Genomic DNA, 25285 nt, shown 5'->3' on the forward strand with positions numbered 1-25285 from the left:
GCCGGGCCAGCGCCCCGCGCCGCTGCCGGCTCCAGCGCGCGCCCTCCGCCACGGCGGCCAGCAGCCGGCCCTCGTCGATCGGCTTTTCCAGATAGTCGAGCCCGCCATAGCGGCGTACCGAATCCACCGCGCTGCTGGTGGTCGGCCAGGCGGTCATGAAGATGATCGCCACCGCCGGATCCTGCGCCCGCATCCGCTCGGCAAAGGCAAAGCCGTCCATGTCCGCCATCATCACGTCGGTGACCAGGCAATGGGCCGGCTCGTCGGCCTGGGCGCGCAGCATCGCGCGGGGCGTGTCGAACGCCTGGGTGCGATAGCCGTGCCGGCCCAGCAGACGCGCTACCGCCCGGCCCAGATCAGGGTCGTCATCGACAACATGGATGATGGCGGGATCGGCCGGGTCAGTCATGGCTGGGCTCCGTGCGGGGCAGGGACAGGCTGGCGCGCGCGCGGCCCTGCGCGATGTCGCGGGTCAGCGTGCCGCCATGGGCGTCGGCGATGGCACGCGCCACCAGCAGGCCGATGCCCATGCCGCCATAGTCGGGGGTGGGGGACGGGACCGGGTTGGAGACATGGATCGTCACCTGATCGGCCCGGCTTTCCACGGCGATCTCGATGGTCGATCCGGGCGCCGCCAGCATCGCGTTGCGCAGCAGGTTGAGCAATATCTGGGTCAGTTCGATCTCATGCCCGGTGACCTGCAACCGCGCATCCATCGGCGGCAGGCTGATGGCGCAGCCCAGGCTGCGCGCCTCGCCGCCGACCATGCCGGCACAGTCGCGCAGCATCTGGCCGACGATGATCGGCGATGGTTCGTCGACCGCGCGCCCGCCAAAGCTGCGCAGCCGTCGCACCATGTCGGCCAGCAAAGCCGCCTTGCGATCGACCAGTTCGATGCTCTCGCGCATCTCCGCCAGGTCGGGCTGCGGATCGCGCGACAGAGCGGACAGATGCCGGGTCTCGATCGCCAGCGTCGACAGCGGCTGGCTGATCTCGTGGATGATCGCCACCGACATGGCGCGCAGCGTCTTCAGCCGTTCGGCCTGGAACAGGATGCGGTCGCGCCGGGCGATATCCTCGCGGGCGCGAATCTGCGCCTCGGCAAAGCTGCCGGCAAGATAAGTGGCGATCGCCATCGCGGCGAGGCCCATGTGCAGCGCGAAGCGGGTGGCGCTGGCCGACAATGGTGCCGACCAGGGCAGGATGATCGCGGCCGACAGGATGATCGCAATCCACGCGCCCAGCCGGCCACAGCGCAGCCCCACCCAGATCGCGCCGATCAGCACCGGCGTGACGGCGATCTGGGGTTCGACCCGCGCCAGACCCCAGGCGAGCAGCCAGGCAAAGACGAAGACGGCGGCCGCCTCGACCGCGCGCCCGCGCCCGATCTGCATCAGCCGCCGGGCTTCTTCATTGCGGGTGCCGATCCACAGCAGGGGCGGCGCGACCAGCAGCACGCCCAGCAGGTCGCCGACCAGGAAGGCGGCGATGGTGGTGGCGACCGGCTGGCTGGGCAGGGTGCCGGACACGCCGGGCCACAGCCATTCCCAGAAACCCGCGGTGAAGGACACCAGCGTCGGCGCCAGCACCGCGGCCAGGCCGAAGGGCATCGGCGCGATCGCCAGTTCCGACCGGCTGCGCCGCTCGATGAAGCGCACCAGCGCGATCATCAGGCCATAGGCGGCGGGCGCGCGCGCCACCCCGCCCAGCTGGTTGAGAAATTCGGGACCGCCCCACACGATCGTGCCGGTCAGCAACTGGATCACGCATTCCTCGACGATCAGGACCGGCGTGAAGCGCGCGCCGATCCGCCACAGCAGCGCCAGCCGCACGCCGGCGGCGGGATACCAGAGGCTGAAGAAATGGGCGCCACCCCACGGGCTGGCCGCCATATGCGCCAGCTTGAACGCGAAGGGATAGGCCAGCAGCAGCGCCACCAGCCGCCAGTCGATGGCGCGCGCCTTCAGGCGAAAAGGGCGCGGCCGGGCGCTCAGGGGGGACAGGGTGGCCATGGCCCTGTCCTAGCCCGGAACACCCGTCTGCCAAGCCGGGAAATTCCCTGCCGTTTCAATCTTATCCGGGAATTAACCGGATAGGCCGGGCGCTGTGACGCGGCCATCACGGGGGCGACCGTTTGGGGGCAACGCCTTTCGGTTGCCGGGCGGCGCTTTGCGACCCGCGTCGCCCGGCCCCACAGACGCCGGCATCTTCCTGCCTGGCATGGATGGAGGACATCCCATGAGCGTGATCGGAACCAACAGCGCGGCGCTGCGCGCGCAGCGGGCGATCGAGGCGGCCACCAAGGCCCAGGGCCAGGCAAGCGAGAAATTGTCGACCGGCAAGCGGATCAATTCGGCCAAGGATGATGCGGCCGGCATGGCCATCGCCCAGACCATGACCAGCCAGTTGCGCGGCATGGAAGTGGCCAAGCGCAACGCGGCCGACGCCATATCGCTGACCCAGACGGCCGAGGGCATATTGGGCGAGGTCCAGAACAGCCTGCAGCGGATGCGCGAATTGACGCTCCAGGCGGCTAATGGCGTCAACCGGCCGGAGGATCGCGCCGCGCTCCAGACCGAAATGGATCAGACCGTCGCCCAGATCAACGCGCTGCTGCAGAATAGCGAGTTCAACGGCGTGAACCTGTTTTCGAACACAACGCAAGGGACGGCGGCCCGCGACTATAATGCGGATGGCGATCTGCTCGATTTCAACGGCTATGTGTATTATCGCAACGAACTCGACCACAGCGCCGGCAGCACCGTCATCAATGTCCAGGCCGGCGCCAATGCGACGGACAATGTCGCCATCACCCTGCCAACCCTGCGCAGCAACAGCGACGATTTCACCCTGCTGGGCACCGACCTTGCGGTGAACGGCACGATGCGCTTCGTGGGGATCAGCAATATCGACCTGACACTCGACTATGACGTCGGTGTGGCCGCCGTCGAGCGCACCAATGATCTTGGCGGATTTGGCTGGATGGACCCGGAAGGCTATGTCGCCTTCACCGATTCCGACTATAAATCCTACGCCCAGATCGGCGTGACCGCGCAACAGGGGCTGGCGGTGATCGACGCGGCGCTGGCGCAGATATCGACCGCCCGCGTCAATCTGGGCGCGGCGCAGAGCCGGCTGGAATCCATCTCCAGCCAGCTCGACACCAATATCGTCAACCTCACCGACGCCCGCTCGCGGATTGAGGATGCGGACTTCTCCACCGAATCCACTGCCCTCGCCAAGAGCCAGATCCTGTCGCAGGCGGCGACGGCGATGCTGGCCCAGGCCAATGCCCGGCAACAGGATGTGCTGAAACTGCTCGAATGATCCGCGCGGCCCGGCTAGGACCGCTGCGGACATTCAGCGGGAGAGGCGGAGATGATGAAGCGGGCCATGGCCCTTTGCCTGCTGCTGGGCAGTGCAGCGGCGGCACAGGCGGGCGATCCGCCTCGGTTCGATGTCGCGATCACGGTCGATGATCTGCCTGCCCATGGCCAGTTGCCGCCCGGCACGACCCGCGCCGATATCGCCCGCCGTTTCCTGGCGACGCTGAAGGCGCATCATGTCGCGCAGGCCTATGGCTTCGTCAATGCGCGTGGGCTGGCGGAGGATCCGGCGTCGGACGCGGTGCTGACGCTCTGGCGCAAGGCCGGCTATCCGCTCGCCAACCACAGCTACAGCCATTTGAATCTCGACGGGGCGCCCTCGCTCGACGCCTGGCAGGCGGACGTGATCGCTGGCGAGCCGGCGCTGGAACAGCATATGGGGAAAGGGGACTGGCACTGGCTGCGCTTCCCCAACCTGTCGAGCGGCAAGGACGCGACCCGCCATGACGGCGCCGCCGCCTTTCTCAAGCAGCGCGGCTATCGCATCGCCAGCGTCAGCCTGGCTTTCGAGGACTGGGATTATAGCGATGCCTATGCCCGCTGCCGCGCGCAGGGCGACGATCGCATGATCGCGGCGATGAAGCGTCACTATCTGGCCGTGGTCGATCAGGCGATCGCGCGGGCAAAGGCCAATGCGCAGCGCGTCCATGGCCGCCCGATCCCGCATGTGCTGCTGCTCCATGTCGGCGCCTGGACCGCCGACACCCTGCCCGATGTCATGGCCCGGCTCGACGCCGCCGGCGCGCGCTATATTCCGCTCGCGCAGGCGGAGGCCGACCCTGCCTATGCTCAGGCCGAAGCCCTGCCGGGCGGCGGCGGCATCATCGAACGGGTGGCGCAGGCGCAGGGCATCGCTCTCCCCGCCGATAGCGCGCCGGCACCCGGAATCGACCTGCGCCAGGCCTGCCGCGCGCCCGGCTGAGGCGACTTCACCTTGCATTCAGCGCGCGACCGATAGAATGGCGCGCAATATGATCATGGGTAAAAGCCGGCATGGCCGGGCGCTGACACTCTTCCTGCCTTTCCTGGTCCTGACCGCGGGTGCGACATCCGCGGCGCAGGCGACGACCTATTATGTCAACAGCGCCACCGGCAATGATCGCGCCGCCGGCACCACCGCCGACCAGCCCTGGCGCAGCCTGGCGCGGGTGCGCGATTATCCGCTGATGCCGGGCGATCAGGTGCTGCTGATGGCCGGATCGCGCTGGCAGGAGCCGCTCACCATCACCCGCTCGGGCCGCTCCGGCGCGCCGATCAGCGTCGCCGCCTTCGGCGCTGGCGCGCGGCCGCGCATCGATGCCGGCGGCGTCTCGTCCCATGGCGTGGGCGTCATCAATGCCGAATATGTCAGCGTCAGCGGGCTGGAAGTCACCAACGACAATTCCGCCCCGGCCCAGCGTTTCGGCGTGCTGGTCTCGGCGGTCGACCGGGGCGTGACGCGCGGCATCCGCATCAGCGACATGTATATCCACGACGTGCGCGGTGTGAATGATCGCAAGGATAATGGCGGCATCGTCTTCAGCGCGACCGGCAAGAAGCTGGCGACGCGCTTTCAGGATCTGGTGATCGAACGCAATATCGTCTGGAAGGTCGACCGGTCCGGCATTGCCGGCATTGCCGACCGGATCAGCGCCAAGGACTGGTTCCCCAGCGAAAAGATCGTGATCCGCGACAATCTGGTCGAGGATATTGGCGGCGACGGCATCGTCCCGCGCGGCACCGACGGCGCCCTGATCGAACATAATATCGTGCGCTATGCCGGTGCCCGAGCGCCCGGCTATAATGCCGGCATCTGGCAGTGGAGCACCGACAACAGCCTGATCCAGCTCAACGAGGCCGCCTACACCCGCACCCGCTATGACGGGCAGGGCTTCGATAGCGACTTCAATTCGCGCCGCACGACATTGCTCTACAATTACAGCCACGACAATGCCGGCGGCTTCCTGCTGATCTGTTCGCCCGGCCGCAACGACAAGGATAATCTGGGCAATCGCGGCACCGTCGCGCGCTATAATGTCAGCCGCAACGACGCGCTGCGCATCTTCCAGCTCGCCGGCAACGTCTCCGACGTGCTGGTGGAGAAGAATGTGATCCATGTCGGCAAGGGCATGGATGTGCAGATGGTGGTGGCGACCAACTGGGACGGCTGGGCACAGGATGTCCGCATCGTCGAAAATGACTTCAAGGTCGCCGGCACCGCTCGTTATGGCAGCGAAAGCGGCCGGTCCGGCCCCGATTACCTCATCAAGGCGGGCTTCGCCCCGGCCCAATTTATCCGCTTCCGCGACAATCGCTACTGGGGCAGCCATGTCGACCTGCCGGCCGAGGCGGCGGGTGACGTGATCCCGCCCTATCTCGATCAGCCCGCCGACTGGCAGGTGCCGGTGTTCGACCCGGCCAGGGCAGAGGGCTTTCCCGAATTCATGGCCCGGCACCGCGCCTGGATGCTGGCCATGCTGCAACGCGAACTGGGCCAGGCGGTGCAGCCGCGCCAGCCGCGCCGCATCTCCATCTTCGAAGCGCGCCGATGACCGGCGGCGCGGGCGGCATGCACCGCCCGCGCCCGGCCATCACCCGCCCGTTACAGGGTGAGCGAGATGCGCCCGTCCACCTTGCCGGCGCGCAGTTCGTCCAGCACGGCGTTCACATCATCGAACGGCCGGGGCGTGACATGCGCCTTCACCTTGCCCTCGACCGCGAAGGCGATCGCTTCGGCCAGGTCGCGCCGGGTGCCGACGATCGACCCGCGCACGGTCACGCGCTTGAGCACCACGTCGAAGATCGGCGTCGGGAAATCGCCCGGCGGCAGGCCGACCAGGCTGACGGTTGCGCGCCGGCGGGTACAGGCGATCGCTTGGGCAAAGGCGGGGGGCGACACCGCCGTCACCAGCACGCCATGGGCGCCGCCGCCGGTCGCATTCTGCACTTCCGCCACGACATTGTCGGCCCGCGCATCCAGCGCCAGGTCCGCGCCCAGCGACCGGGCCAGCTCCAGCTTGCTCTCGCCAATGTCCAGCGCGATGACATGCAGGCCCATCGCCTTGGCATATTGCACGGCGACATGACCCAGCCCGCCGACGCCGGAAATGGTCACCCATTCGCCCGGCTTCGCCTCGGTTTCCTTCAGCCCCTTGTAGACGGTGACGCCCGCGCACAGGATCGGTGCCATCGTCACGAAGTCGACGCTGTCGGGCAGGCGGCCGGCAAAGGGCGCGCTGGCGATCGCATATTCGGCATAGGTGCCGTTGACGCTGTAGCCGGTATTATGCTGCCGCTCGCAGAGCGTTTCCCAGCCGGTCTCGCAATATTCGCAGGCGCGGCAGGCGTCGTGCAGCCAGGGGATGCCCACGGCGTCGCCTTCCTTCAGATCGGTGACACCCGCACCCAGTGCCACGACATGGCCCACGCCCTCATGGCCGGGGATCAGCGGCAGGCTCGGCTTCACCGGCCAGTCGCCATCGATCGCGTGCAGATCGGTATGGCACACGCCACTGGCGACGATCTTCACCAGCACCTCGCCGGGCCCCGGCTCGGGTATCGCTATCTCCTCGATCGTCAGCGGCGCCTTGAACGTTCTGGCAATCGCGGCTCGCATGGTCGTCGGCATGATTTCCTCCTTCTTCTGCGGCTGTGGGACTGTGGATAATGGCGGTCAGATATCCTCGAACCAGGCGAGCCGATGGGCGGCCAGCTTTTCGAGTTCCAGCACGGCGAACATCGCCGCGCCCAGGCCGATGATCATCAGCCCGTCGGTCAGCGACAGCGGCCGGCTGTCGAAAATATCGTGCATGAACGGCGCATAGGTGAAGAGCAGCTGGGCGATCACCACCGCCACGATCGCCGCCAGCACGATCGGCGTGCCCATCGCGCCGCGCAGCGTCAGCGATCGCATGTGCAGGAAGCGGACATTGAATAGATAGAATATCTCGCCCACGATCAGCATGTTGACCACCATGGTCCGGGCGGTGTCGATGTCGTGGCCGACATGCTGGGCATAGAAGAATATCCCCAGCGCCATCGCCCCCATCAGCACCGATACCAGCATGATGCGCCACAGCAGGAAGGGGGAAAGCAGCGGCGCGCCGGCGGCACGCGGCCGCCGCTCCATCGTCCCCGGCTCGGTCGGCTCGAACGCCAGCACCAGCCCCAGCGTCACCGTCAGCACCAGATTGATCCACAATATCTGCGTTGCCGTCATCGGCAGGGCAAAGCCGGCGATGATCGCGATCACCACCGCCAGCGTCTCGCCGCCATTGGTCGGCAGCGTCCAGCTGATGACCTTGCGGATATTGTCATAGACGGTGCGCCCTTCGCGCACGGCCGCCACGATCGACGCGAAATTATCGTCCAGCAGCACCATCTCGGCCGCCTCCTTGGCGGCCTCCGTGCCCTTGATCCCCATCGCCGTGCCGACATCGGCCTGTTTCAGCGAGGGCGCGTCGTTGACGCCGTCGCCGGTCATGGCGACGACCAGCCCGTGCGACTGAAGCGCGCGGACGATGCGCAGCTTGTGCTCGGGGGAGGAGCGGGCGAACACATCGACATCGCGCACCCGCGCCGCCAGCGCAGCATCGTCCAGCGCCTCGACCTCGGCGCCGCTCATCGCCTGGGGATCATCGTCCAGCGCCAGTTGGCGGGCGATGGCGATGGCGGTGCCGACATGGTCGCCGGTGATCATCTTGACCGCGATGCCGGCCGACCGGCACTGGGCGATCGCCTGCCGCGCCTCGTCGCGTGGCGGATCGATGAAGCCCATCAGCCCCAGCAACTCGACCCCGTTCTTCAGATCGTCGCAGCCGATCCGGTCGGGCGCTCCGGTGATCCGCTTGACGGCAAAGCCCAGCAGGCGTTCGCCCCGGTCGGCGGCGGCCGACAGCCGCGCGTCCCAGGCGACGGCATCCGCGCCGGTCATCGCCAGCACCGCTTCGGGCGCACCCTTGATGAAGATGGCGCTGCTGCCATCGGGCGCGCGATGCAGCGTCGCCATGAAGCGATAGGCGGCGTCGAACGGGATTTCGTCGATCCGCGGCCATTCGTCGCGCACATGGTCAGCGCTCAGCCCCGCCTTCATCGCCAGCGCCACCAGAGCGCCCTCCATCGGGTCGCCCTGCACGGTCCAGCCGTCATCCGCTTGGCGCAGCAGGGCATCGTTACACAACAGGCCGCAGCGCAGGATTGGCACGGCATCGGCCAGCGCCTCGGCATCGTCGCCGCCCTCGGCCACGCTGATGGCGCCCGTCGGCGCATAGCCCGACCCACTGACATGCAGGTCGCCGCCGGGCAGCAGCAGGTGACGCACCGTCATCTCGTTGCGGGTCAGCGTGCCGGTCTTGTCGGTGCAGATCACCGATGTGGCGCCCAGCGTCTCGACCGCCGGCAGGCGCCGGATCACCGCCTGGCGCGCGGCCATGCGCTGCACGCCGATCGCCAGCGTGATGGTGATGACGGCGGGCAACCCTTCCGGCACCACGCCGACCGACAGGGCGACGATGGCGATCAGCGCATCGATCCAGTGGAAGCCGCGCGCCAGCACCGCGAACAGGAACAGGACGACCGCGCCGGCCAGCACCGACCAGGTCATCAGCCGGGCGAAATCGTCGATCTGTCGCACCAGCGGCGTCTTGCCGACCTCGACCGCCTTCAGCATGCCGCTGATCCGGCCGATCTGGGTATGGCTGCCGGTCTCGACCACCAGCCCGGTCGCCTGGCCGGCGGCGACCAGGGTGCCGGAAAAGGCCATGTTGCTCTGGTCGGCGATGCCGGCGTCGGCGGCGATCAGCGTCTGATGCTTTTCCGCCGCGACCGATTCGCCGGTCAGCGCCGCCTCGTCGATCAGCAGGCCGCGAGCGCGCAGCAGCCGGATGTCGGCCGGCACCCGGTCACCCGCTTCCAGCAGCACGATGTCACCCGGCACCAGATCGGGCACCGCCACCACCCGCCGTTCGCCGCTGCGCAGCACCATGGCATGCGGCGCGATCATGTCCTGGATCGCGCCCAGCGCTTCCTCCGCCTTGCCCTCCTGGATGAAACCGACGACCGCATTCACCAGCACCACGGCCAGGATCACGGCAGCATCGATGCCGTGATTCAGCAGCAGCGCGATCAGCGCCGCGCCCAGCAGGAAATAGATCAGCACGCTGTTGAAATGCGCCAGGAATCGCAGCAGCGGATGCTGGCGCGGCGCTTCGGGCAGGGCATTGGGGCCATAGCGCCGCAGCCGGGCCTCGGCATCGCGCTGGTCCAGCCCGGTCGCTTCGACGGACAGCGTTGCCAGCGCCTCTTCGGGCGGCAGCGCATGCCAGGCAACGGGCGGGGCAGAGGACATCGGCTTCCCTTTCAGTCGCGTCGAGCGGCCGGGGGCAAACCACCCGGCGGTCAGCGCACCAGCGCGAAGCCGATCCGCAATCTTGTTATGGAACGATTATAGTCCAACAGGTTCTCGCCATATCCGGCAAATCCCTGAGCGAACAAATAGAGATCGGGGCCACCGCCCAGCAGGCGCGGCAGCGGATAGGACAGGTCGGCGTTGATCGCGCCCTTGCCCGATCCGAAATTGAATCGGCTGTTGGTCGACAGGCGCAGCCCGTCATCATCGCCGACCTGCAGGAACAGGCCGGCATGGCCGCGATAGCGGACGATATCGGGATTGTCGGACTTGTCGCCGACATAGAAGGTCAGGCGCGGTGCCACCAGCAGCCGCCGTTCCTCGCCCAGCGAGAAGGCCGCCATCGGCGCGACATAGACGCTGTTGATGCTGCGCGACGCATCGCCGTCCCGGCCATTGGATTCGTGCCGAAGCCCGCCCTGCAGCGCCAGCGACATGCCGTTTTCCAGCATCCGGGTCGGCGTCACATAGATGATCTCGGGCTGATAATCGATGTTGCGGAAGGGCATGGAATTGGCGCCCAGATCCCAGAACATGCGCTGGGTATAGGCGAAATGCAGGCCGTCCCGCCAGGAACTGGGCAAATGCGCGGCATCGCGCGATCCGAACAACCGATATTCGAAGCTCAGTTGCAACCGGGCATCGGTATTGGTGCCGGGGCCATAGACCGCATAGATCGGCTCATAGGGCGCCAGATTGCCGATGAAGGCATTGCCCGCGCTGCGATCGGCCGGCGGCGCGACCGGCGGCGGCACCGGGGTTCCGGGCGCCGGGGCTGGCGGGACAGGCACCGGCGATGCAGCCGCCATCTGTGATCCGGCCGCCCCATGCAGCGCCACCTGCGGCGAATTCCAGGCCGGGATCGACAGCAACGCCCCCTCGGCCATGTCGCTGGCGGCCAGTTGATAGCGCGCTTGGGCAAAGCCGCCCGGCGCAATCTCCACCGTCTCCGGCACGCCCGGCACCCGGCGCAGCCACAGCCGGCGCGCGGCGCCATCCTGTTCCACCAGCGCCTCCACCCGGTCGGGCAGCGGCATGGCGGCGGGCGCCGTGCCCATGTTGAGGAAGCGCAGTTCCACGCTCGCCATATTCTGGTCATCGGGCAGGGCGATCCGCCCTATCAGGGTTTCTACGGGTTCCCCGGCCAGGGCGCTTGTCGCAAAAGAAGGCGACAGGACAGCCAGCAGCCATGCCAGGCTCGACCAGGGGGCGGGCAAGTGTCGTGGTTGCGCGCGGCGGTTGCGGATCATCCTGCGTCCCTTGTCGCGTTGCGCCCCTCGCAACGGCGCGAGCGGTCAGGTCAGGTGCGATTGACGATACTGGTTGTGGTAGATAAACACAAATATATTAAAGGCATAAGTTATTAGTGAGTCCTTGTGATGTTCTGAAGCATAATGTCTCACAAAATCGAGAATAGATGAAGTCGGTCGATGCTATATCGATTGAATAGGGGTCCATGTTGCTCGAAAAGGGGTGCTTGGTGTCGCTTGGCAATTCCGATTTTGCGATAGGTCATGGCGTGAAGGGGAGGGTTATCCCTGAGGCCTTGACGATGCTTCTGGCTCTTTCCCTGACCGGTTGTTCCTTTGCGCCCGATTATGTTCAGTCATCCCTGCCGGTGCCCGACAGCTATGCCGTGGCGACGCCGGCCGGGGCTTCGCTGGCCGGGCGCGACTGGGAGCAGGTTTTTCCCGATCCCGAATTGCGCAGGCTAGTCGCCCAGGCGCTGGCCAATAATCGGGACATTCACATCGCCGCCGCCCGTGTGGCGCAGGCGCGGGGCACCTGGCGGATCGAGGGCGCCTCGCTCTATCCCCAGCTCGATGCCGTGGCGACGGGCACGCGCGGCCAGGCCTTCTACAGCCTGCCGGTGATCGGCGACCAGATCGTCGACGTGAAATCGATCACCGCCCAACTGAGCGCGAGTTGGGAAATCGATTTCTGGGGCCGGCTGCGCAATCTGAAGGAGGCCGCCCGCGAACAGTTTCTGGCGTCGGAGGAATCGCGCCGCGCGGTCGCGACCGACCTGATCGCGCAGGTGGCGCTGGGCTATCTGCTGGAGCGCGAATATGAGGAGCGCGCCGCCCTTACCCAGCAGTCGATCACCACCCGGCAGGAAACGCTGCGCATCATGCGCCGCCGCTATGAGGTGGGGTCGGGGTCGAAGCTGGACCAGGCCCAGTCCCAGGTGTTGCTGGCGCAGGCGGACACCACCATGCATGTGCTGAACCTCGACCGCGCGGTCAATCGCAACGCGCTGGCGCTGCTGGTCGGCCAGCCGGTGGAGATTGCGCCCGGATCGCTGCGGCTGGCCGGACCGGGCGGCGATTATCAGGTGCCCGCCGGCCTGCCGTCCGAACTGCTCACCAACCGGCCGGACATCGTCGCCGCCGAGCATCAGCTGCGCGCCGCCAATGCCAATATCGGCGCTGCCCGCGCCGCCTTCCTACCCAATATCAGCCTGACCGGCGCCTATGGCACGACCAGCCCGGACCTCGACGGCCTGTTCGGCGGCAATAGCGAGGTGTGGAGCTTTTCGCCGACGATCCGACTGCCCCTGTTCAACGCCGGCCGGCTGAAGGGCAATCTGGACGTGGCGCAGGCGCGCCGGGACGAGGCCGTCGCCACCTATGAAAAGACGATCCAGTCGGCCTTTCGCGATGTGTCCGACGCGCTGGTCCGGCGGCGCCAGATCGCCCTGCAGATCGGCACCACGCGCCAGCTGGTCGATGCCCAGCGGGAACGGGCACGCCTGGCCCAGCTACGCTTCGACAATGGCCGCTCCACCTATCTCGAAGTGCTCGATGCCCAGCGCGACCTGTTCGATGCGGAACAGGCGCTGGTCCAGCTTCGCCGGGGGGAACTCTCCAGCATCGTCAGCCTCTATGCTGCCCTGGGTGGTGGCTTTGTTGTCAATCGCGGCATCGCGGCCGCCCCGTCCGGGAACCAGGGGGAACCATGAGCATGAACAAGCGCTGGATCGTCAGGGGGCTGATCGTGGCGGCGGTGGCCGGCATCGCCTTCCTGCTCTGGACATTGCTGAAGCCGGCCGGCCTGCCCGAAGGCATTGTCGGCGGCAATGGCCGGCTGGAAGCGACAGAAATCGACGTCGCCTCCAAGTCTGCCGGACGGATCAAGGATATCGTCGCGGATGAAGGGCAGCTGGTGAAAGCCGGCGAGATCGTCGCTCATATGGATGTCGATGTGCTGGACGCACAGCGGACCGAGGCTGTCGCGCAACTGGCCGAGGCGCAGAATGCCGTCCTCGTCGCCCAGACCCAGGTCGCCCAGCGCGAGAGCGAGAAGGCCGCGGCCCAGGCCGTGGTGCGCCAGCGCATCGCCGAACTCAACGCCTCGCGCAAGCGCCTCGCCCGGTCCGAAACCCTGGCCCGCGAAGGCGCGACCGCGGTGCAGGAACGCGATGACGACGCCGCCCAGACCGAAGGCGCCGCCGCCGCCGTGGAGGCGGCCCGTGCCCAGCTCGCCTCGGCGGAGGTCGCCATAACCAATGCCCGGAACCAGGTGATCGGATCGCGATCGCGCGTGGAGGCCGGCCGCGCCACCATCCAGCGGATCGAGGCGGACATCAACGACAGCAGTCTGCGCGCTCCACGCGACGGCCGCGTCCAGTATCGCGTCGCCCAGCCCGGCGAGGTGGTGACGGCCGGTGGCCGGGTGCTGAGCCTGGTCGACCTGTCCGACGTGACGATCAGCTTCTTCCTGCCCGCCACCGCCGCCGGCCGCGTCGCCATCGGCAGCGAGGCGCGGATCGTGCTCGATGCCATTCCCGACTATCCGATCCCGGCACGGATCAGCTTCGTCGCCGACGTCGCCCAGTTCACGCCCAAGACGGTGGAAACCCAGAGCGAGCGCGAGAAGATGATGTTCCGGGTCAAGGCCCGGATCGATCCGGCGCTGCTGCGCAAGCATATCGCCCAGGTGAAGACCGGCCTGCCCGGCATGGCCTATGTCCGGATCGATCCGGGCGTTGCCTGGCCCGCCTCGCTCGCGGTTCGCGCCCTTCCCGAAGGATCGCGGGCGGTCCAGTGAACCAGCCCGACCCCATCGGCGCACCGACGGTCGATCCGGTCGTCCGCCTGTCCGGCGTCCGCCTCCATTATGGCAAGACGCAGGCGCTACGCGGCATCGATCTCGACATACCGGGTGGGCGGATGATCGGCCTGATCGGCCCCGATGGCGTGGGCAAGTCCAGCCTGCTCTCCCTCGTCGCCGGCGCCCATGTCATCCAGGATGGCGATGTCCATGTGCTGGGCGGCGACATGCGCGACAAGCGCCATCGCAGCGATGTGTGCCCGCGCATCGCCTATATGCCGCAGGGGCTGGGCAAGAATCTCTATCCCACCCTGTCGGTCGAGGAGAATTTGCAGTTTTTCGGCCGCCTGTTCGGCCATGACGGGGCGGAGCGGCGACGGCGGATCGATGCGCTCACCCGCGCGACCGGCCTCGATCCGTTCCTTGCCCGACCGGCGGGCAAGCTGTCGGGCGGCATGAAGCAGAAGCTTGGCCTGTGCTGCGCGCTGATCCATGATCCCGACCTGTTGATCCTGGACGAGCCGACCACCGGCGTCGATCCGCTGGCCCGCGCCCAATTCTGGGATCTCATCAACGACATCCGCCAGACCCAGGCGCAGATGAGCGTGATTGTCGCCACCGCTTACATGGACGAGGCGCAGCGTTTCGACTGGCTGGTGGCGATGGATGACGGGCAGATCCTCGACACCGGCACCCCGGCCGAGATTTTCGCGCGCACCGGCACCAGTTCGCTGGAGGAAGCCTTCATCGCGCTGCTGCCCGAGGAGAAGAAGCGCGGCCATGAGCCGGTCGTCATCCCGCCGCTCGAAGCCAGCGAGGATGATATCGCGATCGAGGCGCAGGGCCTGACCATGCGCTTTGGCGATTTCACTGCGGTCGATCATGTCAGCTTCCGCATTCGCCGGGGCGAGATATTCGGCTTCCTGGGGTCCAATGGCTGCGGCAAGTCGACCACCATGAAGATGCTGACCGGCCTCTTGCCCGCGACCGAGGGCAAGGCCTGGCTGTTCGGCAATGCAGTGGACCCGGACGACATGTCTACGCGCAAGCGGGTCGGCTATATGAGCCAGGCCTTCTCGCTCTACACCGAACTCACCGTCCGCCAGAATCTAGAATTCCACGCCCATCTCTTCCATGTCGCGCGCGAGGATATTCCCGCCCGCGTCGCGGAAATGGCCGATCGGTTCGATCTTGGCCCGGTGATGGAGGAATTGCCCGACAGCCTGCCGCTCGGCATCCGTCAGCGCCTCAGCCTTGCCGTGGCGATGGTCCACAAGCCGGAACTGCTGATCCTGGACGAGCCGACCTCCGGCGTCGATCCGGTGGCGCGCGACGGCTTCTGGCGATTGCTGGCGGAGCTGTCGCGGCGCGACAAGGTCACGATCTTCATCTCCACCCATTTCATGAACGAAGCGATGCGCTGCGATCGCATGTCGATGATGCATGCGGGCCATGTGCTGGACAGCGATGCGCCCGCGCGCCTGATCGAGAAGCGCGGCGCGCCCGATCTGGAACAGGCCTTCATCGGCTATCTGGTCGATGCCGGCGGCGACACCCGCCCGCCTGACGAGGAAAGCGCGCTCAAGGACATGGCGCAGGCGGAACATGGCACGATCAGGCGCGGCTTCAGCCCGCAACGGGCGCTCACCTATGCCTGGCGCGAGACGCTGGAACTGCAGCGCGATCCGGTCCGTGCGACGCTCGCGCTGATCGGTTCGCTGATCCTGATGCTGGTGATCGGCTTCGGCATGACCACCGACATCAACGAGCTGAACTATGCCGTGCTGGACCGCGACAACAGCATTCTCAGCCAGAATTATGCGCTCGACATTTCCGGCTCCTCCTATTTCGTAGAACATGCGCCGATCCGCGACTATGACGATCTCGACCGGCGCATGAAGGATGGCGAACTGGCGCTGGTGATCGAGATTCCGCCGGGCTTCGGCCGGGATATCGCCGCCGGGCGACAGGTCACGGTCGGCGCCTGGTTCGACGGCGCCAATCCGCAGCGCGCCGAAACGGTGCAGGGCTATATCCAGGGGCTGCACCAGCATTGGCTGAGCCAGCAGGCGGCCGCGCGCGGCAGCGCGGTCGGCAGCAGCTTCTCGATCGAGAACCGCTATCGCTACAATCCCGATGTGCAGAGCCTGCCGGCGATGGTGCCGATCGTCATCCCGCTGCTGCTGCTCATGCTGCCGGCGATGCTGACCGCGCTGGCGGTGGTGCGCGAAAAGGAGATCGGATCGATCATCAACCTTTATGTGACGCCGGTCAGCCGCAGCGAATTCCTGCTCGGCAAGCAGCTTCCCTATGTCGTGCTGGCGCTTGTCAACTTCCTGCTGATGGTGCTGATGGCGATCTTCATCTTCGGCGTGCCGGTGAAGGGCAGCTTCCCGACCCTGCTGCTGGCCGCCGCCATCTATTGCGTCACCGCGACCGGCATGGGCCTGCTCGCCTCGGCCGTGACACGCAGCCAGATCGCCGCGATGTTCCTGGCGATGATCGGCACGATGATCCCGGCCACCACCTATGGCGGTATGACCGACCCCGTCTCCTCGATGGAGGGCAGCGCGCGGATCATCGGCGACATCTATCCCGCCAGCCACATGTTCACCATCAGCCGCGGCGTCTTTGCCAAGGCGCTGGGCTTTTCGGACCTGGCCGGCTCCTTCCTGCCGCTCGCCATTTCCGCGCCGCTGATCGTCGGGATCGCGATCATGCTGCTCAAAAAGCAGGAGGCCTGACGTCGATGCTGGCGACGATTTCCAACATCTACCGGCTGGGCGTGAAGGAGCTGTGGAGCCTGTGGCGCGACCCGATCATGCTGGTGCTAATCCTGTTCGTCTTCACCGTCTCCATCTATACCTCGGCCAATTCCAAGCCGGAAACGCTGCACAATGCAGCCATCGCAATCGTCGATGAGGATGAATCGCCCCTGTCGCAGCGGATCGTCGCCGCTTTCTATCCGCCGCAATTCACGCTGCCCCGGATGATTGCGCCGGCGCAGATCGATCCGGGCATGGACGCGGGCGACTTCACCTTCGTCCTCCACATACCCCATGGCTTCCAGCGCGACGTGCTGGCCGGCCGGACGGCGGAAATCCAGCTCAACACCGACGCCACGCGCATGAGCCAGGCATTTTCGGGCAGCAGCTATGTGCAGCAGATCGCGACCGCCGAAGTGAATGAATTCGTCAACCGCTATCGCGCCAATAGCGTGCCAAAGGTCGACCTGGCGGTGCGGGCGCGCTTCAACCCGACGCTCAACCATACCTGGTTCGGTGCGCTGGCACAGATCATCAACCAGATCGCGATGCTGTCGATCATCCTCACCGGCGCGGCGCTGATCCGCGAGCGGGAACATGGCACGATCGAGCATCTGCTGGTGATGCCGGTCACCCCGTTCGAGATCATGCTGTCAAAGGTCTGGTCGATGGGGCTGGTCGTGCTGCTCGCCTCGTCCCTGTCGATCAACCTGGTGGTGCAGGGGCTGATGCACGTGCCCGTCGCCGGATCGCTGGCGCTCTTCTTCGCGGGCGCCGCGCTGGTGCTGTTCTCCACAACCTCGATGGGCATTTTCCTCGCGACGCTGGCGCGCAACATGCCGCAATTCGGCATGCTGATGATCCTTGTCCTGCTGCCGCTGCAGATGCTGTCGGGCGGCACCACCCCGCGCGAATCCATGCCCAAGCTGGTGCAGGATGTGATGCTGTTCGCGCCGACCACCCATTTCGTCGAACTGGGTCAGGCGATCCTGTTCCGGGGCGCCGGCATTGGCGTCGTCTGGCCGCAATTCGCCGCCACCGCCGCGATCGGCGTCGCCTTCTTCCTGATCGCACTCACCCGCTTCCGCCGGACGATCAGCGCCATGGCCTGATCGTCCGGCCGCTCTTCACGGCGCCAGCCGGTCCACGCTCAGGCGCCGGCCGCCATATTCGGCAAAGCCGCGGCTGCGCGGCTGGCCATCGGCTTGGGGCGTGAAGTCGATCGCGGCGGGCTTGGCGCCGCCCAGCGGTCCGAACGTCATCTGCAGCTTCATGATGCCGGGGCGGGGACCGGTCAGGCGGATGTCCGCTTCGTAGCTGGACTGGCCGCGCATGTTGATCTGCGTCGTCTCGCGCCCGCTATAGACCTGCTTTCCGTCGTCGCTGAAATCGACATAGATTTTCTCGATGGCGCCGCTCGTGCGCCGATAGAGGATATGGCCTGACCGCCGGCCATAGACCTTCACGTCTATATTCTGGCTCTTGCCCGCCAGCGCCGACAGGGTGGACAGGTCGGTATCGCCATAGGGCAGGCTGTCGGGCACGGCGCGCGGGGCGACCGCCGGCCCGGCCTTGTATTCGGGCAGGGTGACGATCTGGACCCGCTTGGTCTCGCTGCCGCGCAGCCCCTCGATCCAGGTCGCCCGGCGGCTGTCGGGATGCCAGGACATGGGCGAATGAAACACCCAGTCGGCCTGGCTGCTGAGGTTCGCGCCCAGATAGCCATCCTCGCGCTGCGACCGGGCGATGTCGATCAGCGCCGGCCCGACATTGCCCGGCCGCGCCGTGCGCACGCCGGTGACGGCATAGGTATAGGCGAACATGCTTAGCCCCATGTTCAGGCTGTCGGGATAGGGGCGCGGCATCAGCCCCAATATCGCCGGGTCGGTCTGCGAAAAGCGGGTGGTCATCACCATGCCCAGCCGCTCGTCGGGCGAGAAGATCGTCGTCTCGGTATAGCCCGGCGTGTCGGTGATCGGCGTCACCTTGCCGCTCGCCAGGTCCATCACCACCGAATCGGGCAGGTCGCGCTTCACCGCGCCGACCAGCGACAGGGCGCTGCCGCCATGGACGAACTGCTTCACCTCGCCGCCGCGGATCGGCGACGGGATGACGCCATCGGCATGGGCCGGATCGGGGCGAAAGGGATCGCTGCTGCTGATGATTTGGGGCCGGGTGACGACATAGCCATCCGGGCCGCGCGTCAGTTCGCCGGTCAGCACCGCGGCGGAATAATTGGCGAGCAGGGTCGTCCAGGCGATATGGCGATTGTCCGGGGCCACCACCATTTCCGACCAGCGATGCCAGATATGCGCGCCATCGGCCACCTGCGGCGGATAGGTGACGGGCACCAACTGCGCCTGCGTGCAATCGTCCAGGCTGGTCGGGCATTCGATCACGAAATCGCCCAGGAAGATGCGCTTATTGTCGGCAAACACCATGTAGCGGATGCCATTATCCTTCGGCCGGGCGGGAATCGTCCCGCTGAAGATCGGGCGGATATGGCTGCCATCATCGTCCATGATGGCGAGGTTGATCTGCCGCGCATCGCTCTCGCCCGGCCGGGCATAGGTCAGCAATATCCGGCCCGACGGCGTGTAGGTGGCGCTTTGCGGCCGCATGTCGGCGGGCAATGGCAGGGTGCGGATCACCGGCTGGCCGAACAGCGCGCCTTGCGCCCCAGGCCGGGCCAGGGTCGGCCCGCCATCCAGCGCCAGTCCGCCGATCAGGATGGGCAGCATGGCCATGATGGGCAGCCGGCGGGAAGGGGGCTTGGTCACCAAATTCTCTCCTCGTCTCGGCCTTGGCCCAGGGGCACCGGGCGGCCGTCCACTCTGCTGATGGCACCAGCCCGCCGGCCGGCAAGCGCCAATCCGTTACGCGGAAAGAGGGCTTGCCAATGTCCCGCAAAACTGGGCATTTTCCAGCCGGCGCTTCGCGAACGGGCAGGGCGACAAGCGGGGCGGAGAGGGGAATAGCCGATTTTCAACCGACGCATCTTGCTGGAGCTGTGGGCGATGCTGCTGCTGGCTGGCATCATCGGCTTCATGGGGCCGTTCGGCACCTATATGCGCGACGGGCTGCCGGGGCGGATCGGCCATTGGTGGCTGCTGCTGATGGGGGCCTATATCCTCGTCCGGCCGGTGATCTGGCTGCTGCGCCGGCTGGCGCTGCGGATCGACCTTTCGGTGTCGATCACCGTCTTTTCCGGCGTGTCGCTCTGCGTCGTGCCGCTGGCCTTCCTCTGGCGCAATGTCGGCCGCACCGCCTTTCGCGACCTGGACGGCTTTACCGGCCTGCTGCCCTTTTCCTTCCTCTGCGCGCTCACCGTGCTGGTCGTCACCCACTGGGCCGAACAGACCGACCGGCGGCTGGCCCAGCGAGGTATCCTGCCGCCGCCCGCCGATGCCCCGCACCCCGAAGGCGCTGCCGCCACATCCCCGGCCGAACCCGCCCTGCGCCATCGCCTGTCGGCCGGCTTTGCCGGGCCGATCCTGGCGCTGCAGAGCGAGGATCATTATGTCCGCGTCCATGGCGCGGGCGGCAGCGAATTGCTGCTGATGCGGCTGCGCGACGCGATTGCGGAGATGGAGGGGGTGGCCGGCGCGCAGGTGCATCGCAGCTGGTGGATCGCCCATCGCGCCATCCTGCGCTGCGATCCCGCCGGGCGCAGCTGGCTCATCACCCTGGATGGCGGGCTCAGCGTCCCCGTCGCGCGCGATTCGGTCGCCCGGCTGCAACGCGCCGGCTTCCTGCCCGCGTCCTGACGCGCATCCTGCCCCCCTCTGGCGGGCAAAAGAAAACCCCGCCGGAGCAAGCTCGACGACGGGGCCAGGTTCAGGGAGGTGTCACTCCAAAGGGGGGAAGAGTGACAGGACCAATCTAGGAAAGCGCGCGTCCCTTTCAAGCATCAACCGCATATTTTTGTCGGCGGCTGCGCCCATGCCATCGGCCCTATCGCACGGCTGAACCCGCTATTTCGGCCATTTCCGTTACGGTAACCGGCCATGTCGTGAATATGGCTGAATACGTATGCTGGAATCTGTGCAGAGGGACCGGGGCGGCGCTATTAGAACCAGACCGACACATGTCGGCAAGAAACGCTCAAGATGCGTCCTGGGGAGGATCACTGTCATGCATCAATTCCGTCATACCGTCCTGCGCGCTGCGCTGCTGGCAGGGGCTTCCTTCTCGTTCGCCGCGGTCGCCCATGCGCAGACCGACGCCGAAACCGCGACGCCCGCCGCACCCGCCGCCGGCGAATCCGAAGGCATCGTCGTCACCGGCATCCGCGCCTCGCTCGCCTCCGCCGCCAAGGTGAAGCGCGATTCCGTGCTGATCGTCGATTCCATCTCGGCCGAAGATGTCGGCAAGCTGCCCGACGTGTCGATCGCGGACTCGCTCGCCCGTCTGCCCGGCGTCACCGCCCAGCGCCTCGAAGGCCGCGACCAGCGCCTGTCGATCCGCGGCCTTGGCCCGGACTTCTCGACCACGCTGCTCAACGGCCGCGAACAGGTCACTGTCGGCGACAATCGCGGCGTCGAATATGACCAGTATCCCTCGGAATTCTTCCAGAACGTCAATGTCTACAAGAGCGCCGACGCCGCGCTGATCGCCGCCGGCATCTCCGGCACGGTCGACCTGCGCATGCTGCGTCCGCTCGACAAGAATGACCGCATCCTCGCCGTGTCGCTGCGCGGCCAGATGAACGGCATGGACAAGCTCAACCCCGATGGCGAACGCTATGGCTATCGCGCCTCGGCCACCTATGTCGATCAGTTCGCCGACGACACGCTGGGCCTGTCGCTGGGCTTCGCCGCCTCGCAGACCCCGTCGCAAAATGAGCGCTTCAACGCCTGGGGCTATCCCACCGATGCCGACGGCAATCTGATCATCGGCGGCGCCAAGCCCTATGTGCAGTCGAACCTGCTCAAGCGCTACGGCATGGTCGGCACGCTGGAATGGCAGCCGAGCGACAATTTCCACTCGACCTTCGACGTCCTCGCCTCGCATTTCGAGGAAGAACAGCGCCTGCGCGGCATCGAATTCCCGCTCGTCTGGGGCACGGACGTCGGCGTCAGCGACGTGACGGTCGAAAATGGCTTCGTCACCGGCGCCACCTTCTCCAACGTCTATGGCGTCCAGCGCAACGACTATAACAAGCGCAAGGCCGACACCATCTCGCTCGGCTGGAACAACGACATCCGCCTGAACGATCGGCTCAAGCTCAATGTCGATGCCAGCTGGTCGCGCGCCAAGCGCACCGACTTCCTGCTCGAAACCTATTCGGGCACCGGCTATCTGCGGTCGGGCGTGTCCGACACGGTGCGCGTCGAGCGCCAGTCGAACGGCCTGTTCAGCATCGTGCCGACGCTCGACTATACCGACACCAACGTCATCAGCCTGACCGACCCCAATGGCTGGGGCTATAACGGCACCACCGCCGTCGTGCAGGCGGGCTTCCTCAACCGGCCCAAGTTCATCGACGACATGAAGTCGTTCCGCGCCAACCTGGTCGGCGACATTTCCGGCAGCATCTTCAGCAACTGGGAAGTCGGCGGCAATTACAGCCGGCGCAAGAAGACCAGCGCCTATACCAGCTATTTCCTCTGCCCCACCGGCGGCACGGATTGCACCATCGCCAATGGCACGCCCGGCTCGGCGCCGGTGCCGCAGGAGGCACTGCTCGGCAAGAATGTCTCGCTCGACTATCTGGGCGTGCCGGCGATGCTGACGCTCGATCCGCTCTATCTCTACAACAACACGCTCGACGCCGTGTTCGACAATCGTCCCTCGTCGCTGGTGCGCGACAATGTCGTGAAGGAAGATGTCTTCACCGGCTATGCCAAGATGACGCTGGATGGCGATCTGGGCGGCAAGCCGCTCAAGGGCGCGATCGGCGTGCAGGTGATCCACACCCGCCAGGCATCGACCGGCACCATCTCCAACTTCTCCAACGGCGTCGTCACGGTGGTCCCGGCCTCGGGCAAGGAAAGCTTCACCAATTTCCTGCCCAGCGCGCAGTTCTCGGTCGAGCTGGAGCCCGGCTTCTTCGTGAAGATGGGCGCGGCCCAGACCATGGTGCGTCCGCGCATGGACCAGGAACGCATCAACCAGGAATATAATTTCAACCTGGCCAATGTCGGCCTTGGCTCCGACCCGCAATATAGCCCGTTCAGCTCGAACGGCGGCAACATCGCGCTGCGTCCCTATCAGTCGACCAATATCGACCTGTCGATCGAGAAATATTTTCCGGGCGGTGGCTATGTCTCGCTCGCGGGCTATTTCAAGAATCTGACCGACTTCGTCGATCCCAACAACAATATCGCCTATGATTTCTCGGACGTGCTGGCCTCGCTGCCTGCCGACATCCGCAACCAGATCATCGCTGACGGCAGCTATATCGGCCTGCTGAAGGCCCCGGCCAACACCGGCAAGGGCACGATCATGGGGGCGGAAGGCACCGTCTCGCTGCCGTTCAAGGTGTTCAGCGAAACGCTTGACGGCTTCGGCATCTTCGCCAGCGGCTCCTACACCCACAGCGAAGTCAAATATGGCAGCAACCCGACCGATGTCGTCACCCTGCCGGGCCTGTCCAAATGGGTCGCCAGCGGTACCGCCTATTATGAAAAGAGCGGTTTCCAGGCGCGCGTCTCCTATCGCTATCGCTCCTCCTTCCTGGGCGAAGTCGCCGGCCTCTCGGCCGCGCCGACCTTCCGCACCGCCAAGGCAGAGGGCATTCTCGACGCGCAGATCGGCTATGAATTCCAGTCGGGGCCGCTCACCGGCCTGTCGATCCTGCTGCAGGGCAAGAACCTCACCGACCAGCCCTTCGTCACCTATCAGAATGGCGATAAGCGCCAGGTCATCGACTATCAGCGCTACGGCCGCGATTATTATCTGGGCCTGACCTACAAGTTCTGATCGGCCTGCGGCTGACCGGGCAAGTTCTGACCGGCCTTCGCGCCGGTCGGGCAAGTCCTGAAATTCCTCCCCGGATTGCCCGACTGCACGCGGGTAATCCCCCTCCCCGGACCGCCGCCCCTTAGAGGGGAGGGCGGTCCGTTTTTCTTTGGGGGGAAGGGGAGATCAGGTCTTTCGTCTCCCCTCCCTATTAGGGAGGGGTTGGGGGTGGGTGCCGCCGAGGCACTCGGCGGCACTGTTCAAGATAGCCTCCACCACACCATCCGGATTCTCGATCACGTCGCCATTCCAGAAGCGCAACACCGTCCAGCCCTGTTCCCTTAAAAACAGGGAGCGACGTTCGTCATAGGCCTGCGCATCCAGATGCTGGCTCCCGTCGAACTCGATCGCGAGTTTCGCCGAACGGCATGCCAGATCGACAATATAGGGGCCGATGACCAACTGCCTCGTGAAGCGCGGGCGATAGCGGGATATGCGCAACCAGATCATCCGCTCCGCATCGGTCTGGCCGTTGCGCAGCGCGCGGGCATTGGCCGTCATATGTTCAGGAACGCGGCGCATGAGGCCAGGTTAGCAAGGCTCGCTCCGCTCGCCTACCCACCCCCAACCCCTCCCTGAGAGGGAGGGGAGGAAAATTCTAAGCCGTCATCCGTGTGATCAGCCGGGGCGCCAGCAGCGTCGGCGTTACCGGCTTGCGGTCGATCTGGCCGATCAGCGCATCGACCAGCACTTCGCCCGCGTGCAGATAATCCTGCGCCACGGTGGTCAGCGGCTGCCGCGTCAGGCTGGCGGCCGGGATATCGTCGAAGCCGATCAGGGCGACGTCGCCGGGCACCGACAGCCCATGTTCGTCCAGCGCGCGCATCGCCCCGATCGCGATCAGGTCGGACCCGGCAAAGATCGCGTCGAACTTCACGCCGCGCGCGATCAGGCGGCTCGCCGCCTCATAGCCCGACTGCTCGGTCGACAGCGCATCGACATGCAGGCCGGGGTCGACCGCATGGCCGGCCTCGCGCAGCACGTCGGACAGGCCGGCATAACGGTCGCGAAATTCGGGATAATGGCTCGATGCGTCGCCCAGAAAGGCGATCCGGCTGCATCCGCGCGCGATCAGGTGCGCCCCCGCATCACGCCCGCCACGCCGGTTGTCGCAGCCGATCGTCATCCCCAGCGCATGCTGGTCGACCGATCCCCAGCGCACGAAATGCGTGCCCTGCGCCACCAGCTGCTCCAGCCGGGTGCGATAGATTTCATAGTCGCCATAGCCCAGCAGGATGATGCCGTCGGCCTTGCGGCTATCCTCATAATCGACATGCCAGTCGGTCGAGAGCTGCTGGAAACTGGTCAGCAAATCATAGCCGCGCTTGGCGCAGGTCTGCAGGATCGGCCCCAGCATCGACAGGAAGAAGGGATTGATCCAGCTTTCGTCGGGCAGCAGATCCTCGAAGAAGAGAAGGGCCAGCGTATTGCTCTTGCCCCGCCGCAGCGAGGATGCATTCTTGTCCACCGTATAGTTGAGCTGCCGGGCGATCGCCTCGACCCGCAGCCGCGTCGCCTCGCTCACCGTCTTGTCGCCGCGCAGCGCGCGCGACACGGTCGGCTGGGACACGCCGGCCAGCGTGGCGATGTCGAAGGATGTCACTTTGTCGTTGGCGGCCATGGCGCGACCCTACGCCAGCGAGTCTCCATTGGGAATAGAAGGGTTTGAAACCGGTCTGAATACGTATGCCGCTCCCTTGGCCCGCCCTGTCCCCGCCGACTAAGAAGGGGCC

At 66.2% G+C, this 25285-nt stretch carries 17 protein-coding genes; 9 read left to right on the forward strand and 8 right to left on the reverse strand.

What is annotated here, in order from left to right:
- Both A0U87_RS17840 and A0U87_RS17845 read right to left on the reverse strand, forming a co-directional pair.
- Positions 1-409, reverse strand: a 409-nt coding sequence (locus tag A0U87_RS17840) for a response regulator (protein WP_137405825.1), incomplete at its 3' end; no start/stop codon positions are given.
- Positions 402-2012: a HAMP domain-containing sensor histidine kinase gene (locus A0U87_RS17845; RefSeq protein WP_048937625.1), complete on the reverse strand. Its 1611-nt coding sequence runs from the start codon at positions 2010-2012 to the stop codon at positions 402-404. The genes A0U87_RS17845 and A0U87_RS17840, both read right to left, overlap by 8 nt.
- Before the next feature lie 226 nt (positions 2013-2238).
- Between A0U87_RS17845 and A0U87_RS17850 the strand changes: the two genes are divergently transcribed.
- The 3 genes from A0U87_RS17850 to A0U87_RS17860 are packed head-to-tail and all read left to right on the forward strand — an operon-like array spanning position 2239 to position 5917.
- Positions 2239-3327, forward strand: coding sequence for a flagellin (locus tag A0U87_RS17850; RefSeq protein WP_048937624.1), 1089 nt, complete (start codon positions 2239-2241; stop codon positions 3325-3327).
- A gap of 51 nt (positions 3328-3378) precedes the next feature.
- Entirely contained in the window at positions 3379-4308 is a 930-nt protein-coding gene (locus A0U87_RS17855; protein WP_048937623.1) for a polysaccharide deacetylase family protein, read from the forward strand.
- Positions 4309-4357: 49 nt separating this feature from the next.
- Positions 4358-5917, forward strand: a complete 1560-nt coding sequence (locus A0U87_RS17860) for a right-handed parallel beta-helix repeat-containing protein (RefSeq protein ID WP_240700587.1) — start codon at positions 4358-4360, stop codon at positions 5915-5917.
- A 50-nt stretch (positions 5918-5967) separates the two neighbouring features.
- On the opposite strand, the gene A0U87_RS17865 is transcribed toward A0U87_RS17860, so the two are convergent.
- The 3 genes from A0U87_RS17865 to A0U87_RS17875 are packed head-to-tail and all read right to left on the reverse strand — an operon-like array spanning position 5968 to position 11021.
- Positions 5968-6993, reverse strand: a complete 1026-nt coding sequence (locus A0U87_RS17865; protein ID WP_048937621.1) for a zinc-dependent alcohol dehydrogenase — start codon at positions 6991-6993, stop codon at positions 5968-5970.
- Between the two features lie 45 nt (positions 6994-7038).
- Positions 7039-9711 (reverse strand): HAD-IC family P-type ATPase, encoded by a 2673-nt coding sequence (locus A0U87_RS17870; protein ID WP_137405827.1) that lies wholly within the window; start codon positions 9709-9711, stop codon positions 7039-7041.
- 50 nt (positions 9712-9761) lie between these two features.
- Positions 9762-11021: a phospholipase A gene (locus tag A0U87_RS17875; RefSeq protein WP_048937619.1), complete on the reverse strand. Its 1260-nt coding sequence runs from the start codon at positions 11019-11021 to the stop codon at positions 9762-9764.
- A gap of 302 nt (positions 11022-11323) precedes the next feature.
- On the opposite strand from A0U87_RS17875, the gene A0U87_RS17880 reads away from it, so the two are divergent.
- The 4 genes from A0U87_RS17880 to A0U87_RS17895 are packed head-to-tail and all read left to right on the forward strand — an operon-like array spanning position 11324 to position 17701.
- On the forward strand, positions 11324-12733 hold the full coding sequence (locus A0U87_RS17880; protein WP_048937618.1) for an efflux transporter outer membrane subunit: 1410 nt from the start codon (positions 11324-11326) through the stop codon (positions 12731-12733).
- Entirely contained in the window at positions 12730-13821 is a 1092-nt protein-coding gene (locus A0U87_RS17885; protein WP_004208404.1) for an HlyD family efflux transporter periplasmic adaptor subunit, read from the forward strand. The genes A0U87_RS17880 and A0U87_RS17885 overlap by 4 nt, the downstream gene beginning before the upstream one ends.
- Positions 13818-16568, forward strand: coding sequence for a ribosome-associated ATPase/putative transporter RbbA (gene rbbA, locus A0U87_RS17890; protein ID WP_170978421.1), 2751 nt, complete (start codon positions 13818-13820; stop codon positions 16566-16568). Before A0U87_RS17885 ends, rbbA begins: the two co-directional genes overlap by 4 nt.
- Positions 16569-16573: 5 nt before the next feature.
- Positions 16574-17701 (forward strand): ABC transporter permease, encoded by a 1128-nt coding sequence (locus A0U87_RS17895; protein WP_037509166.1) that lies wholly within the window; start codon positions 16574-16576, stop codon positions 17699-17701.
- 15 nt (positions 17702-17716) lie between these two features.
- Here the strand turns inward: A0U87_RS17895 and A0U87_RS17900 are convergent, their stop codons facing one another.
- Positions 17717-19369 carry a hypothetical protein gene (locus tag A0U87_RS17900; RefSeq protein WP_048937617.1) on the reverse strand — a complete coding sequence of 551 codons (1653 nt, stop codon included), beginning with the start codon at positions 19367-19369 and terminating at the stop codon, positions 17717-17719.
- Between the two features lie 237 nt (positions 19370-19606).
- Here A0U87_RS17900 and A0U87_RS17905 point away from each other — a divergent pair, with 237 nt between their 5' ends.
- Complete coding sequence (locus A0U87_RS17905; RefSeq protein ID WP_048937669.1) at positions 19607-20356, forward strand: LytTR family transcriptional regulator DNA-binding domain-containing protein; 750 nt, start codon at positions 19607-19609, stop codon at positions 20354-20356.
- Positions 20357-20723: 367 nt separating this feature from the next.
- Entirely contained in the window at positions 20724-23513 is a 2790-nt protein-coding gene (locus A0U87_RS17910) for a TonB-dependent receptor (protein WP_010338929.1), read from the forward strand.
- Between the two features lie 165 nt (positions 23514-23678).
- Here the strand turns inward: A0U87_RS17910 and A0U87_RS17915 are convergent, their stop codons facing one another.
- Positions 23679-24074, reverse strand: a complete 396-nt coding sequence (locus tag A0U87_RS17915; protein ID WP_048937616.1) for a DUF559 domain-containing protein — start codon at positions 24072-24074, stop codon at positions 23679-23681.
- 76 nt (positions 24075-24150) lie between these two features.
- Positions 24151-25173 (reverse strand): LacI family DNA-binding transcriptional regulator, encoded by a 1023-nt coding sequence (locus A0U87_RS17920; RefSeq protein WP_037520142.1) that lies wholly within the window; start codon positions 25171-25173, stop codon positions 24151-24153.
- Positions 25174-25285 lie beyond the last annotated feature (112 nt).

The organism is Sphingobium sp. MP9-4 (assembly GCF_005281675.1).
GTDB lineage: Bacteria > Pseudomonadota > Alphaproteobacteria > Sphingomonadales > Sphingomonadaceae > Sphingobium > Sphingobium yanoikuyae.

Coding starts and splice junctions, on each gene's coding strand:
- A0U87_RS17845 (WP_048937625.1), bottom strand. CDS start 2,012: ATGGCCACCCTGTCCCCCCTGAGCGCCCGGCCGCGCCCTTTTCGCCTG.
- A0U87_RS17850 (WP_048937624.1), top strand. CDS start 2,239: ATGAGCGTGATCGGAACCAACAGCGCGGCGCTGCGCGCGCAGCGGGCG.
- A0U87_RS17855 (WP_048937623.1), top strand. CDS start 3,379: ATGATGAAGCGGGCCATGGCCCTTTGCCTGCTGCTGGGCAGTGCAGCG.
- A0U87_RS17860 (WP_240700587.1), top strand. CDS start 4,358: ATGATCATGGGTAAAAGCCGGCATGGCCGGGCGCTGACACTCTTCCTG.
- A0U87_RS17865 (WP_048937621.1), bottom strand. CDS start 6,993: ATGCCGACGACCATGCGAGCCGCGATTGCCAGAACGTTCAAGGCGCCG.
- A0U87_RS17870 (WP_137405827.1), bottom strand. CDS start 9,711: ATGTCCTCTGCCCCGCCCGTTGCCTGGCATGCGCTGCCGCCCGAAGAG.
- A0U87_RS17875 (WP_048937619.1), bottom strand. CDS start 11,021: ATGATCCGCAACCGCCGCGCGCAACCACGACACTTGCCCGCCCCCTGG.
- A0U87_RS17880 (WP_048937618.1), top strand. CDS start 11,324: ATGCTTCTGGCTCTTTCCCTGACCGGTTGTTCCTTTGCGCCCGATTAT.
- A0U87_RS17885 (WP_004208404.1), top strand. CDS start 12,730: ATGAGCATGAACAAGCGCTGGATCGTCAGGGGGCTGATCGTGGCGGCG.
- A0U87_RS17895 (WP_037509166.1), top strand. CDS start 16,574: ATGCTGGCGACGATTTCCAACATCTACCGGCTGGGCGTGAAGGAGCTG.
- A0U87_RS17905 (WP_048937669.1), top strand. CDS start 19,607: ATGCTGCTGCTGGCTGGCATCATCGGCTTCATGGGGCCGTTCGGCACC.
- A0U87_RS17910 (WP_010338929.1), top strand. CDS start 20,724: ATGCATCAATTCCGTCATACCGTCCTGCGCGCTGCGCTGCTGGCAGGG.
- A0U87_RS17915 (WP_048937616.1), bottom strand. CDS start 24,074: ATGCGCCGCGTTCCTGAACATATGACGGCCAATGCCCGCGCGCTGCGC.
- A0U87_RS17920 (WP_037520142.1), bottom strand. CDS start 25,173: ATGGCCGCCAACGACAAAGTGACATCCTTCGACATCGCCACGCTGGCC.